We start from the raw sequence: 12,318 nt of genomic DNA on the forward strand, positions 1-12,318 counted from the left end.
GTTCGGTTCCTTCCCTGAGGTTTCCGGACGCTGGTGTCAAGAAGCAGGTGCCAGAAAGCTGGTGACGGGGGGCGACGGGCCGGTGGTGACGGGCCGGCGGCAGGAGCCGGTGTTCAGCCGGCCATGCGGTCGGCCGTGCTGCGCAGGGCCTCGGCGAGGACGGTGAGGAACAGGTCGAGCGCGGTGTCCTCGACCACGGCCGGCGGGGTCAGCCGCAGCACCCGGGTCGAGTTGAGGGAGTGGTTGACGAGAACTCCGCGGGAGATCAGCTCCAGCAGGAGTTCACCGACCGCCTGTTCCTCGGCGAACTCGATACCGATGAGCAGTCCACGGCCTCGCGCCTCGCGCACCAGCCCGCCCTCGTACGGCGCGCACACGGCCCGCACGGCGGTGAGGACGCGCAGGCCGAGCGCGGCGGCCCGGGCCACGGTGTTCTCCTCCTCCATGGCCCGTACGGTGGCGAGGGCGGCGGCGCAGGCGATCGGTGAGGCGCCGAAGGTGGAGGTGTGCAGGTAGGGGTCGCGACTGAAGGGTGCGTAGGCCTCCGCGGTGGCGGCCATCGCGGCGATCGGTACGACGCCGCCGCTGAGCCCCTTGCCGGCCAGCAGCACGTCCGGGCGAACCCCCTCGGCGTCGACGCCCCACCAGGTGCCCAGCCGTCCCATGCCGGTCTGGATCTCGTCGACGACCAGCAGGGCGCCGTACGCCCGGCACAGCGCCCGCACCTGGCTGAGGTAGCCGGGGCGGGGGATGCGTACGCCGCCCTCGCCCTGGACGGGTTCGATGACGACGCAGGCCCGGTCGCGGCGGGTGGCAAGGGCCCGTTCGAGGTCGGCCGGGTCGTCGTAGGCGACCTGGGTGACGTCGGGGAGCAGGGGCTGGAACGGCGTCTGGTACGTGGTGTTGGCGGTGACGCTCAGCGCCCCGAGGGTCTTGCCGTGGAAGCCCCCGCGGGTGGTGATCAACGAGGTGCGGCCGTGGGCGCGGGCCAGTTTCAGGGCCGCCTCGGTGGCCTCGGCACCGGAGTTGACGAAGTGGACGTAGTCCAGACCGGGCGGGGTGTGGGCGGCGAGGGCCTGGGCGGCGCGGGCGGCCACGGGTTCGAGGAAGACGCGGCTGGCCAGCGGGTGGGTGTCGATCTGGCGGTGCACCGCCTCGACGACGGCCGGATGGCGGTGGCCCAGGATGAAGACGCCGTAGCCGCCGAAGTCCAGGAAGCGGCGGCCGTCGTCGGCGTGGATCCAGACGCCCTCGGAGCGGACCTCGGCCATGCCGCCCATGACCCGGCCCATGACGGCGCGGCCGGAGCCGATGTGCTTGAAGTAGAGATCGACGACGTCGGCCCGGTCGGGCGGTGCGGCGGCCTCGGTGGACGGTGCGGCGGTCTCCGTGGACGGTGCGGCGGACCCGGTCGAGGGGGTGGCGGCCCCGGTCGAGGGGGTGGCGGCCCCGGTCGAGGGGGTGGCGGACCCGCCAGGCCGCACGGCGGACCCGGTAGGCGGCACGGTGGTCTCGGTAGGCGGCACGGTGGTCTCGGTGGGCGGGGGTGACACGGTCATGACGCCACCTCGCTCGGAGCGGCCGCGGCGGCCCGGTGCCGGCTGAGCAGGCCGGCCCTTTCCTCGGCCCAGCTCTCCGCGTTGCGCACGAGTGCGGCGTGGATGTCGGTGTGGGTCAGTCGGGTGCCGCAGTCGGGTTCGCCGAGGGAGGTGTCGAACGGCAGCTCCCGCTGGAACACCAGCAGCAGTTCCGCGTAGTGCTCCAGTCGGCGGCGGACCGAGGCGGGCAGCGCGGTGCCCTCCAGCATGGGCAGCAGCAGCCGGTGCACCGCCTCGACCGGGATGAGCCGGGGCCGCTGGGGCCGGGGCAGGCCGTGCCGTACGGCGACGTCCGCGCAGGCGTCGGCGAACTCCCGTAACTCGATGGCCTCCTTCCCCGCCGTCAGCCAGTACTCGCCGCTGTCCACGCGGCCCCGTACCAAGTCACCGATGGCCCGCGCGACGTAGTCCTGGGGCACCATGTCGATCCGCGCCTCGGGGGCCCCGGGCAGCACGGGCACCTGCCCCAGGACCATCGCGCCGATCGTCTTGGTCAGTCCCTGCTGGCCGGCGATCCGACCGGTGCCGGAATCACCCATGACGACCGAGGGCCGCACGATGGCGCCGGGCACACCCGAGTCGCGTGTCATCTGCTCGGCACGGGTCTTCGAGTCGAGGTAGGCGGCGGCGCCGGGAAAGCGCCGGCGGTCCTCCTCCGTGGGGGTGTGGGCCACGAACGCGGTACTCACCAGATACAGCGGGGCGTCGGCCCGGGCGGCCAGGTCGAGCATGCTGTCCGCACCGAGCAGGTTGGTGCGTGTGATGTCGTCCGGCGGGGTGCGCCAGTTGGTCTCGGCGGCGGAGTGCAGCACCACGTCCACCTCCCGGGCCAGGTCGTGCCAGGCCGGAGGGTTCAGACCGAGCCGGGGCGCGACGAGGTCGCCCTGGAGCTCGCGCACCCGCGGGTCGCGCAGGGGTGTGGTGCGGCGCAGGCACAGCAGGTCGAAGTCGGGTGACAGCTCGTCGATCAGGGCCCGTCCGAGTACCCCGGAACCGCCGGTGAGCAGCAGGGTGGGGTGGTCGCGCGGTCCCGTGCGGCCGGCCGGCGGTACGGCGGGACGCTGGTTGTCTGACGGCATGGGTGTGTGTTCCCCCAACGGGTCTCGGCCACCGACGGACGGTGGGGTGCGGTGGGTCAGGCGATGGTGAGTGGCCGGCCGGCCAGGTAGGCGGAGAACGAGCCGGTCATCCGGGAGCGCGACGGCGGGTGCAAGGAGAGTCCGTTGGCGCAGGCGGCCAGGTGGCCCACCTCGTCGGACGTCATGAAGTTGAGCCCGCCCAGCAGCTCGACCGCGCGCGGGACGACACGGGCGATGGCGTCCTGGACGCCGTAGCGCGCGTACAGGGCCTGCGCGAGCGCCGACTCGTCCAGGTCACCGGCGTCGATACGGCGGGCGACGCCCTCGGCGGTGGCCATCGCGGCCTCGGTCCCGACGAAGAGGCGTACGCGGTCGTGCTCGGGGATGCGGTCGTTCAGCAGCACACGCTCCACCAGCGCGCTCGCGGCGCCGAGGTAGCTGCCCGTCATCAGCGCCTGGAACCAGATCAGACCGGCCGTCTGGATCTCGTCGAGCCGTTCGCCGGAGGTCGTCGCCGTGCGCAGCAGGAGTTCCGGCGGGACCAGGACATCGGTGAGCGTGACCTGTTCGCTCTCGGCGCCCGCGAGGAAGGAGCTGGACCAGAAGCCGCTGACGCTCAGGCCCTCGCTCTCCGCGGGCACGAGGGCGACGGCGAGTTCGTCGCCCTGCCCGTCCTCGCGCGGAATCACGACACTCGCGGTGAGTACGTCCATGGAGCGGGCGAGGCTGCACGGCCGTTTGACGCCGTTGATCCGGATGCCGTCCCCGGTCACCGTCGCGGTCATCGACGGGTCCAGGACGCCGGCTCCGCGGCGGCCCTCGGCGAAACCGGAGGCGATGAGGCGGTTGGCCGAGGCCACGCCTTCGATCAGCATCCACTCCAGGCCGTCGCCGAGGCCGCCGAGTCCGACCAGGGTGGCCATGGAGAAGTGGTGCATGGTGGTGGCCACGGCGAGGGACGGAGAGCGGCTGCCGATGGCCCGCTGCACGCGCACCGCGTCCAGCGCGGTGGCGCCCCGGCCCTGATGGGACTCCGGGACCAGGAGTCCCGGGCCGCCGCTGTCCCGGAAGTGCCGGATGCCGGGGCTGTCCGGCCGCTCCAGCTCCATCAGCGGCGTCTCGCGCAGGGCGGGGTCCAGGTCGGGCAACAGCTTGGCGAGGGTGGCGCGTTCACGTTCGAGGAATCTCATGGACGTGGTCCTCCAGGGTGGGTCGGGCGGGAGATCCGCGCGTCAACCGCAGGGCACTCGCACGGCACTCGCACGGCCGTGGAGGCGGTGGCTCACACGGCGTTGGTGGCGCGCAGCAGCTGCCAGACGGCGCCGGGGCGTGGTCTGCCGCGGAAGGCGATGTACTCCGGGAGGACCACGTGCGGGGCCCACTTCTGCTTGTACTCGAGCTGGGAGGCCGCCGGGTAGACCGCGTCGCCGCGCTCGGCCAGCAGCCGGGCGAACCGGGCGAACAGGCGGCTGGCGCCCGGTGGTTCGTGCTCCGGGTCCAGCCCGGTGAACGGGGTGAACCCGAAATGCAGCCAGCCGGCGCCGTCGGCGGTCAGCCGTTCCATGACGGTTGCGTTGAGCGCCTCCATCACGCCGGGCGGCGCGTCGGGGCGGCGCCGGCTGAGGTCGTGGAGCCAGCCGGGGCGGCTGCCGTAGACCGGCGAGTAGTTGATGTACCCGACGGCCTCGCCGCCGATCCGGCCGACGAACAGACGGCGGTGCTTTTGGAGGCTTCCGTTCCGCTGGCCGACGAGGAAACGCAGCTCCTTGACGTGCCGGCCCTTCTCCCGCAGCCAGCACTGGTCGATCCGGTCGAGTTCGGCGCGGTCGTCGCCGTCCCGTACCTCGGCGACCTCGAGGCCGGCCCGCCGGGCGCGCGAGATCTTGTTCCGCAGCCGGACGAACCGTGAGCCGCGCAGCGTGAAACGGCTCAGGTCGACGGCGTACGACGCACCGATCTGATTGACCGTGAATCCGTGCGCCGCGTACAGCTCGGCATCCGCCCGCTGCAGTTGCACGGCGACCAGGCGGCGTCCAGCGTGGGCGACGAAGGCGTCCAGCAGTCGCGCGCGGTGTTCGGGGGCCGCGAACGGGCCGCCGAACTGGAGCACGTAACGGCCCGAGGTGCGATAGGCGCAGGCGCCCTCGAACCGGTCGTCGTGGAAGTACGTGTTCCCGCTGTTGAGGGCGAGAAAGGAACTGGGGTTGTCGCTGTGCGCGGCCAGCGCGTCAAGCACGGACGGCATCGGTGTCCTCCAGGGGAGTCCGCGCCGCGGCGCTTTCACCGGAATCGGCCGCCGAGTGATACTGCCGCTCGAATGTCCGGAATTCCGGAGTGATTGCCGGTTCGAAGGCGACACCGAAGGGTTTGAGGGAGTTCCCGAAGAGTGCCCGGTCTCCCATGAGATGGATCGGAAGGGCGAGCAGTGCCCATTCCGGCCGGACGAACAGCGCCCACGCCCCGGCCAGGGCACCTGCCGTGACCAGGCTGTGCATCGCGTTGTAGGCCACGTAGTAGCCGCGCGGAATACGTCGGTCGGGGCTGCGCCGGAAAGCGATCGCGCCGGGCAGATAACCGATGGCGTCGATCACCACGAACAGCAGCACGAAAACACCCCAGCGGATCTCCGTTCGGTGCTGGAATGCGAGCACGAGCGATACGGCGAGAAAGCCCAGCCATTCGAGTCGGGAGAGAGCGAAGGTGGCCTTCGTCTCGAAACGGTTCTTGGCGTCCACGGGCGCTCCTGGATTGCGCGTACGATTCCGGGGCCCGGCACCGGCCTGCCCCCTCGCTGTGGTCTGTCACTCCGGTTTACGCACCGGCGGGTCCAACCCCTCGTAAAGTGGGGGCGATTGAACGGACGTGATCCTCGGGGGGATTGTTCTCATGACGTCAGCGCCGATCGGCCCGGACGGCCGCCCGAGCCCCGTCGGCCGCGCCGTCGACGGCACGGCGGCCTGGGAGTTGCTGCTGCCCGCCGCCTCGGCGCCGGCCCGCGCGCGTGGCCGCGCCCTGCAGGCGGCGCTGCGGGACGCCGTCCGCTCCGGCCGGCTCACGCCGGGCACCCGCCTGCCGTCGAGCCGGGACCTCGGGGCCGACCTGGGGGTGTCACGGGGGCTCGTGACGGAGGCGTACGAGCAGCTGACGGCCGAGGGCTATCTGCGCAGCGGGCGGGGCGCGGGGACCTGGGTGGGCGACGCCGTACGGGCCGCACGTCCACGCGCGCGCGATCTCGCCCCGCGCTCCCCGGGCGACCGGGCCGACTTCGTGCCGGGCACACCGGACCTGTCGCTCTTCCCCCGCTCGGCGTGGGCCGCCGCGCAGCGCGGGGTGCTGACGGAGCTGCCGCACGAGAGCCTCGGCTACCCCGACCCGCGCGGGCTTCCCCGGCTGCGGACCGCGCTGGCCGAGCTCCTCGCGCGACGCCGGGGCGTGGTGGCGGACCCGGAGCGGATCGTCGTCGTCTCCGGGGTGGCGCAGGCGACGGCGCTGATCGCCGACGTGCTCCACGCGCGCGGGATGCGCACCGCCGGCGTCGAGGACCCCGGCAGCCCCCAGCACGACGCCCTGTACGCGGCGGCGGGCGTCGCCACCGTGCCGCTGCCCCTGGACGACGAGGGACTCGCCGTCGGCCCGCTGCGCGCCTCGGGCGTACGGGCCGTCGTGACGACGCCGGCCCACCAGTTCCCGACCGGGATCGCCTACTCGGCGCGGCGCCGGGCCGAACTGCTGGACTGGGCGCGGTCCGTGGACGGTCTCGTCCTGGAGGACGACTACGACGGCGACTTCCGCTACGACCGTGCCCCGGTGGGCGCGCTCCAGGGTCTCGATCCGGAACGCGTCGCCTACACGGGTTCGGTCAGCAAGTCCCTCGCGCCGGGGCTGCGGCTGGGCTGGCTGCTGGTACCGGAGTGGCTGGCGGACGACATCGTGCAGCGGAAACGCACCACGGACCTCGGACATCCCGCGCTCGACCAGGCACTCTTCGCCCGTTTCGTGGAACGCGGCGATTACGACCGCCAGTTGCGGGTCTGCCAGCGCGCCTACCGGGAGCGGCGCGACGCGCTGGTCGCCGCGCTGGCGGAGCACTTCCCCGGTTCCCGCGTCTCCGGCATCGCCGCCGGACTCCACGCCATCGCCGCGCTCCCGGAGCGGTACGGCCCCGAGGAGCGCTTCCTCGCGCGCGTGTCGGAGGCCGGGGTCGCGGTGCGCTCGCTGGCGGAGTACGGGCACGAGGCCGGGGGTGACGAGGCCGCCGGGAAGGAGGTGCGGCTGGTGCTGGGGTACGCGCATCTGTCACCGGGACGGATCCGGGCGGGGGTGGAGATGATGGCGCGGGCCGTGTGACGCGGCGCGGGAGGATGCGCTCCCCGCGCGCGGGCGCCCGGTTGTTCACCCGGCGTTTGCGTGATCGCCGCGCCGCACCAGTAGGTCTGGCTCTGCACACTGGCCGAAACGCTGGCCGGATCCCGTTCCTGGAGGCGCATCCATGTCACACCGTCCGTTGCCCGGTCGCCGCAGCGTGCTGCGCGGCTCCCTTGCCGCGTCGGCGGCCCTGACCCTGCCCACCGCTCTCGGGGCGGCGCCGGCGTTCGCCCGTTCCGGGCGGCCGGGAGCGGGCTGGGGGGTGCAGACGGGAGACGTGACCTCCCACTCCGGTCTGGTCTGGGTGCGGTCCGACCGGCCGGCCCGGATGATCGTCGAGACGTCCGCGACCGAGTCGTTCCGCAACCCGCGCAGATGGCGCGGCCCGCTGCTGGGGGCCGACACGGACTTCACCGGCACGACCCGGCTGCGCGGCCTGCCGCCGGGCGAGCAGATCCACTACCGCGTGCTCCTCGCCGACCCCGACGACCCGCGCCGCACCGGCGAGCCCGTCCCCGGCACCTTCCGCACGGTGCCGGTCCGCCGGCGTGAGGGAGTGCGCTTCGTGTGGTCCGGCGACCTGGCGGGCCAGGGCTGGGGCATCAACCCGGACCTCGGCGGCTACCGCATCTACGACGCCATGGGCGCCCTGGACCCGGACTTCTTCCTGTGCAGCGGCGACAACATCTACGCTGACGGCCCCATCGCCGCGACGGCCGAGCTGCCCGACGGCAGCACCTGGCGGAACATCACCACCGAGGAGAAGTCCAAGGTCGCCGAGACCCTGGCCGAGTTCCGCGGCAACTTCCGCTACAACCTGCTCGACGAGAACCTGCGCCGCTTCAACGCCCAGGTCCCGTCCATCATCCAGTGGGACGACCACGAGGTGCGCAACAACTGGTACCCGGGCCAGGTGATCGCGGACACGGACAGCCGCTACACCGAGAAGAGCGTCGACGTCCTGACCGCCCGGGCCCGGCGCGCGTTCGCCGAGTACTTCCCGATCTCCACGCTGCGCCCCGGCGCACGGGAGGGCCGCGTGCACCGGGTGCTGCGCCAGGGCCCCCTGCTGGACGTGTTCGTCCTGGACATGCGGACGTACCGCAACGCCAACTCCCCCGGCGACGAGACGGTGGACCCGCAGGGCATCCTGGGCCGCGAGCAGCTCGAGTGGCTCAAGCGGGAGCTGTCGCGGTCGCGTGCGGTGTGGAAGGTCATCGCCGCCGACATGCCGCTCGGCCTGGTCGTGCCCGACGGCGGCGAGGGGAAGCCGAACATCGAGGCGATCGCGCAGGGCGACCCCGGCGCGCCGCTGGGGCGCGAGCTGCAGATCGCCGAGCTGCTGCGCTTCATCAAGCACCGTCGGATCACCGGCACGGTCTGGATGACGGCCGACGTGCACCACACCTCGGCCCAGCACTACCAGCCCTCGCGGGCCGCGTTCACGGACTTCGAGCCGTTCTGGGAGTTCGTGTCCGGGCCGCTCAACGCGGGTGCCTTCCCGGCCAGCGCGCTCGACGGCACCTTCGGCCCGGAGAGGGTGTTCGTGAAGGCGCCGACCGCGTCGAACGTCTCCCCCGCGGGCGGCTACCAGTTCTTCGGCGAGGTCGACATCGACGGCGACAGTGCCGAGATGACGGTGCGGCTGCGCGAGCAGGACGGCACCGTGCTGTTCACGAAGGTGCTCCAGCCGGGCCGGGTCGGCCAGTAGTTCCCGTATAGCCTGTCGGGTGTGCCGCGCACCGGCGTCATCCCCCGGTGCGCGGCCGGCTTCCTGCTGCCGCGCGCGCAGTCCAACTGACCACCCTGCGGGGTCGTTTCGGCAGCTCAGGCCGTTTGTCAGTGGCTGCCTTCACGGTTTTCCGCATGACGCGATCCTTGCGGAGCACGCTGGCGGAGGAGGTGGCCGCCCTCTGACACCACACGGGCAGAGAACGCAACAAATACCCCGGAAGCCTTCTTTACCCGTCGGTCACAGAGCGTTCGTGATCACGCAACACCGTTCCTTCACAGTGGCTGCATGACTCGAGACATGTCTGAAGTGACGGATGCCGCGGCCCTCCTCGTCGCGCACGGCCCCGGGGTGCCCGTCATGCTGCTCGCCTCGGTGGCCGCACTGATCACCACGGCCGGGTTCCACAGCCGGTGGTCACGGCGCCGCGGACACGCCCCGCCGGCGGACGATACCGGCTCCCGGCCGCCGGCCGCGACGGCGGCCGGGAGCCGGGCCGAGGACGAGGCCGGGGCCAGGACCGGTGCCGCAACCGATACCGGCACCGACGCCGCTCTCGGTACCGGCGCCGGTACCGATACCGCAGACAGCGCGCTGTGGCGGATGCGGACGACGGTGCGGGACGCACCGGGGTCGTTGGCCGTCCTGTGCGCGGCCCTCGCCGACCGGCGGGTGGACATCCTGAACCTGCAGACGCACCCGCTGGCCGAGGGCACGGTGGACGAGTTCCTGCTCCGCGCCCCGGGTGAGCTGACGGGGTCCGAGCTGGCCGACGTGGTGTCGACGGCGGGCGGTGCCCACACCTGGACCGAGCGGGCGGACGCCCACGACCTGGTCGACGCGCCGACCAGGATCCTGGGACTGGCGGCCCGCACGGCCCTGGACGCGGCGGAACTCCCGCTCGCTTTGCGGCAGTTGCTGGGTCGGTGCACCATCCGGTCGGTGCCGGCGTCCGCCGGGGGACGCGCGGCGGGCGACGTACCGCCGGAAGGCGCGCTGGAGGCCACCGTGCTGCGGCTGCGCGCGCCGGAGGGCGGGGTGATCAGTGTCGAGCGGCCGTATCTGCCGTTCACCCCGGCCGAGTTCGCGCGGGCGCGGGCGTTGGTCGAGCTGGACGCCCGGCTCGGTCAGCGCGTCCCGCGCAGCCGGGACGCGCTGACGCTGCCGCAGGGGAGCGACATCACGGTCCGCCGGGCCGACACGCGTGACCTCCCGGCGGCCAAGGCGATGCACGAGCGGTGCTCGGCACGGACGCTCGGGATGCGGTACCACGGCCCGGTCGGTGACGCCGACCGGTATCTCGACCACCTGCTCGGCCCGCGCTACGGCCGAACCCTCGCCGTGCAGACCGCATCGGGGCGGATCGTCGGACTGGGGCACCTGCTGTGGGACGGGGACGAGACGGAGGTCGCGCTGCTCGTCGAGGACGCGTGGCAGCGTAGGGGCATCGGCGGTGAGCTCCTCGGCCGGCTCGTGACGATGGCGGCCGAGGCGGGCTGCGAGAGCGTGTACGCCGTGACGCAGGCGTCCAACACCGGCATGGTCGCCGCCATGCGCGGCCTGGGCCTCCCCCTCGACTACCAGATCGAGGAGGGGACCCTGGTCATCACGGCCCGCCTGGACCCGGCGGCCCGGGCCGCGGCGCGGCTGCCACGTGGGGAGCGGATCGGCACGGAGTGAGCGCCGACGGGCGGTGCCGCGCGGGTCAGTCGGCCCGCGACAGTGCCTCCCGCAGCGGGATCGCCCCGGCCACCCGCTCCCCCAGCGCCCGGTCCAGGTCGGCCCACAGGTCGTCGACGTCCTCCAGGCCGACAGACATCCGCAGCAGCCGGTCGACGACCCCGGCGTCCCGGCGGTCGTCGGCGGCCACGATGCGGTGGCTGATGGACGCCGGGTGCTGGATGAGCGTGTCCACGCTGCCGAGGCTGACGGCCGGGGTGATCAGGCGGACGCGGCCGATGACGTCGTGCGGGTCGCCGTGGACCTCGAAGGAGACCATCGCGCCGCCGATGCGCGGATAGTGGACGCGGGCCACCCGCGGGTCGGCGGCGAGGCGCTCGACGAGCGTGGCGGCGGTCGCGGAGGCGGCGCGCACCCGCACCGGCAGGGTCGACAGCCCGCGCAGCAGCAGATAGCCACCCAAGGGGTGCAGTACGCCACCGGTGGCGAAGCGCACCTGCCGCAGCCGCCCCGCGAACTCCTCGTCGCAGGCCACCACACCGGCCAGCACGTCTCCGTGTCCGCCGAGGTACTTGGTGGCGCTGTGCAGCACCAGCCGGGCTCCGTGTTCGGCGGGGCGCTGGAGCACGGGCGTGGCGAACGTGTTGTCCACGAGCAGCGGCACGGATCCGCAGGCGTGGGCGACGGCCCGCAGGTCCACCTCGGCCAGCGTGGGGTTGGCCGGTGACTCCACGAGCACCAGGCCGGTGTCCGGGCGCAGCGCGTCGGCGACGCCCGCCGGATCGGTCCAGGTGACCTCGGACCCCAGCAGTCCGGCGGTCAGCAGGTGGTCGCTGCAGCCGTAGAGGGGCCGTACGGCGACGACGTGCCGGAGTCCCATCGAGCCGCGGACCAGCAGGACGGCGCTGAGCGCGGCCATGCCGCTGGCGAAGGCGACCGCGGCCTCGGTGCCCTCCAGCCGGGCCAGCGCCGTCTCGAAGCGGGCGACGGTGGGGTTGCCGAGGCGGCCGTAGACCGGCGGGCCCTCCGGGTCGGCGCCGGTGGTGGCGAACGCGTCGATGCGGGCGGCCTCGCCGCGGCTGTCGTACGACGGGTAGGTCGTGGACAGGTCGATGGGCGGAGCGTGCAGTCCCTGGCCGGCGAGATCGTCGCGGCCGGCGTGCACGGCCTCGGTGGCCAGTGCCCTGCCTGTGCGTACGGTGGTGCGTGCGTCGTCGGACGTTGACGTGTGCGTGCGCGCGGAGTCCATGGACCGAAGAGTGAACACCGACCGGGCTCCGGGGACCGCGGGCCGTGCTACGTTCGGCCGATGGGCGAATCAGTCGTACTGGATCCGGTGGATCTTCATCTGCTGCGACTGCTGCAGAACGACGCCCGGACCACCTACCGCGATCTCGCCGCCCAGGTCGGGGTCGCCCCGTCGACCTGCCTGGACCGGGTGACCCGGTTGCGGCGTGCCGGGGTGATCCTCGGCCATCGGCTCGAACTCGACCCGGCGAAGCTCGGGCGCGGGCTCCAGGCGCTGCTGTCGGTGCAGGTGCGACCGCACCGTCGGGAGCTGGTCGGCCCGTTCGTGGAACGGATCCGGGCGCTTCCGGAGTCGCGTACCGTCTTCCACCTCACCGGCCCGGACGACTACCTCGTCCATGTCGCGGTCGCGGACATGACGGATCTGCAGCGCCTCGTCCTGGACGAGTTCACGTCCCGGCGGGAGGTGGCCCGCGTCGAGACACGGCTGATCTTCCAGCAGTGGGAGTGCGGCCCCCTGCTGCCGCCCGCCACGCCCTGAGCGAAATCCGGCCCCCGCGGCGGCGGACCCGTCGAACAGGGCTGACGCGGCACCGGAATCCGTATGAGTATGTCC

At 73.0% G+C, this 12,318-nt stretch carries 10 protein-coding genes; 4 read left to right on the forward strand and 6 right to left on the reverse strand.

Translation table 11 applies throughout. The features are described 5' to 3' along the window. Positions 1 to 113: 113 nt before the first annotated feature. From ACZ7G3_RS09310 to ACZ7G3_RS09330, 5 genes are all read right to left on the reverse strand, one after another. A complete protein-coding gene (locus ACZ7G3_RS09310; RefSeq protein ID WP_470924400.1) occupies positions 114 to 1,559 on the reverse strand; it encodes an aspartate aminotransferase family protein in 1,446 nt (481 codons plus the stop codon). After that, on the reverse strand, positions 1,556 to 2,677 hold the full coding sequence (locus tag ACZ7G3_RS09315; protein WP_470924401.1) for an SDR family oxidoreductase: 1,122 nt from the start codon (positions 2,675 to 2,677) through the stop codon (positions 1,556 to 1,558). The genes ACZ7G3_RS09310 and ACZ7G3_RS09315 overlap by 4 nt, the downstream gene beginning before the upstream one ends. Positions 2,678 to 2,733: 56 nt before the next feature. Continuing rightward, positions 2,734 to 3,867 (reverse strand): acyl-CoA dehydrogenase, encoded by a 1,134-nt coding sequence (locus ACZ7G3_RS09320; RefSeq protein ID WP_470924403.1) that lies wholly within the window; start codon positions 3,865 to 3,867, stop codon positions 2,734 to 2,736. A gap of 92 nt (positions 3,868 to 3,959) precedes the next feature. Then, on the reverse strand, positions 3,960 to 4,922 hold the full coding sequence (locus ACZ7G3_RS09325; protein WP_470924405.1) for a bifunctional lysylphosphatidylglycerol flippase/synthetase MprF: 963 nt from the start codon (positions 4,920 to 4,922) through the stop codon (positions 3,960 to 3,962). Then, entirely contained in the window at positions 4,906 to 5,412 is a 507-nt protein-coding gene (locus ACZ7G3_RS09330) for a hypothetical protein (RefSeq protein ID WP_470924407.1), read from the reverse strand. Before ACZ7G3_RS09330 ends, ACZ7G3_RS09325 begins: the two co-directional genes overlap by 17 nt. 151 nt (positions 5,413 to 5,563) lie before the next feature. On the opposite strand from ACZ7G3_RS09330, the gene pdxR reads away from it, so the two are divergent. From pdxR to ACZ7G3_RS09345, 3 genes are all read left to right on the forward strand, one after another. Continuing rightward, positions 5,564 to 7,024, forward strand: a complete 1,461-nt coding sequence (gene pdxR, locus ACZ7G3_RS09335; RefSeq protein ID WP_470924409.1) for a MocR-like pyridoxine biosynthesis transcription factor PdxR — start codon at positions 5,564 to 5,566, stop codon at positions 7,022 to 7,024. Positions 7,025 to 7,166: 142 nt separating this feature from the next. After that, positions 7,167 to 8,753, forward strand: a complete 1,587-nt coding sequence (locus ACZ7G3_RS09340) for an alkaline phosphatase D family protein (RefSeq protein WP_470924410.1) — start codon at positions 7,167 to 7,169, stop codon at positions 8,751 to 8,753. A gap of 321 nt (positions 8,754 to 9,074) precedes the next feature. Further along, a complete protein-coding gene (locus tag ACZ7G3_RS09345) occupies positions 9,075 to 10,454 on the forward strand; it encodes a GNAT family N-acetyltransferase (protein ID WP_470924412.1) in 1,380 nt (459 codons plus the stop codon). A 25-nt stretch (positions 10,455 to 10,479) separates the two neighbouring features. On the opposite strand, the gene ACZ7G3_RS09350 is transcribed toward ACZ7G3_RS09345, so the two are convergent. Next, entirely contained in the window at positions 10,480 to 11,703 is a 1,224-nt protein-coding gene (locus tag ACZ7G3_RS09350) for a trans-sulfuration enzyme family protein (protein WP_470924414.1), read from the reverse strand. Positions 11,704 to 11,763: 60 nt separating this feature from the next. Between ACZ7G3_RS09350 and ACZ7G3_RS09355 the strand changes: the two genes are divergently transcribed. Further along, complete coding sequence (locus tag ACZ7G3_RS09355) at positions 11,764 to 12,243, forward strand: Lrp/AsnC family transcriptional regulator (protein WP_426598524.1); 480 nt, start codon at positions 11,764 to 11,766, stop codon at positions 12,241 to 12,243. Positions 12,244 to 12,318: the final 75 nt, after the last annotated feature.

Source organism: Streptomyces sp. NPDC037271 (assembly GCF_055603605.1).

Coding starts and splice junctions, on each gene's coding strand:
- ACZ7G3_RS09310 (WP_470924400.1), bottom strand. CDS start 1,559: ATGACCGTGTCACCCCCGCCCACCGAGACCACCGTGCCGCCTACCGAG.
- ACZ7G3_RS09315 (WP_470924401.1), bottom strand. CDS start 2,677: ATGCCGTCAGACAACCAGCGTCCCGCCGTACCGCCGGCCGGCCGCACG.
- ACZ7G3_RS09320 (WP_470924403.1), bottom strand. CDS start 3,867: ATGAGATTCCTCGAACGTGAACGCGCCACCCTCGCCAAGCTGTTGCCC.
- ACZ7G3_RS09325 (WP_470924405.1), bottom strand. CDS start 4,922: ATGCCGTCCGTGCTTGACGCGCTGGCCGCGCACAGCGACAACCCCAGT.
- pdxR (WP_470924409.1), top strand. CDS start 5,564: ATGACGTCAGCGCCGATCGGCCCGGACGGCCGCCCGAGCCCCGTCGGC.
- ACZ7G3_RS09340 (WP_470924410.1), top strand. CDS start 7,167: ATGTCACACCGTCCGTTGCCCGGTCGCCGCAGCGTGCTGCGCGGCTCC.
- ACZ7G3_RS09345 (WP_470924412.1), top strand. CDS start 9,075: ATGTCTGAAGTGACGGATGCCGCGGCCCTCCTCGTCGCGCACGGCCCC.
- ACZ7G3_RS09350 (WP_470924414.1), bottom strand. CDS start 11,703: ATGGACTCCGCGCGCACGCACACGTCAACGTCCGACGACGCACGCACC.
- ACZ7G3_RS09355 (WP_426598524.1), top strand. CDS start 11,764: ATGGGCGAATCAGTCGTACTGGATCCGGTGGATCTTCATCTGCTGCGA.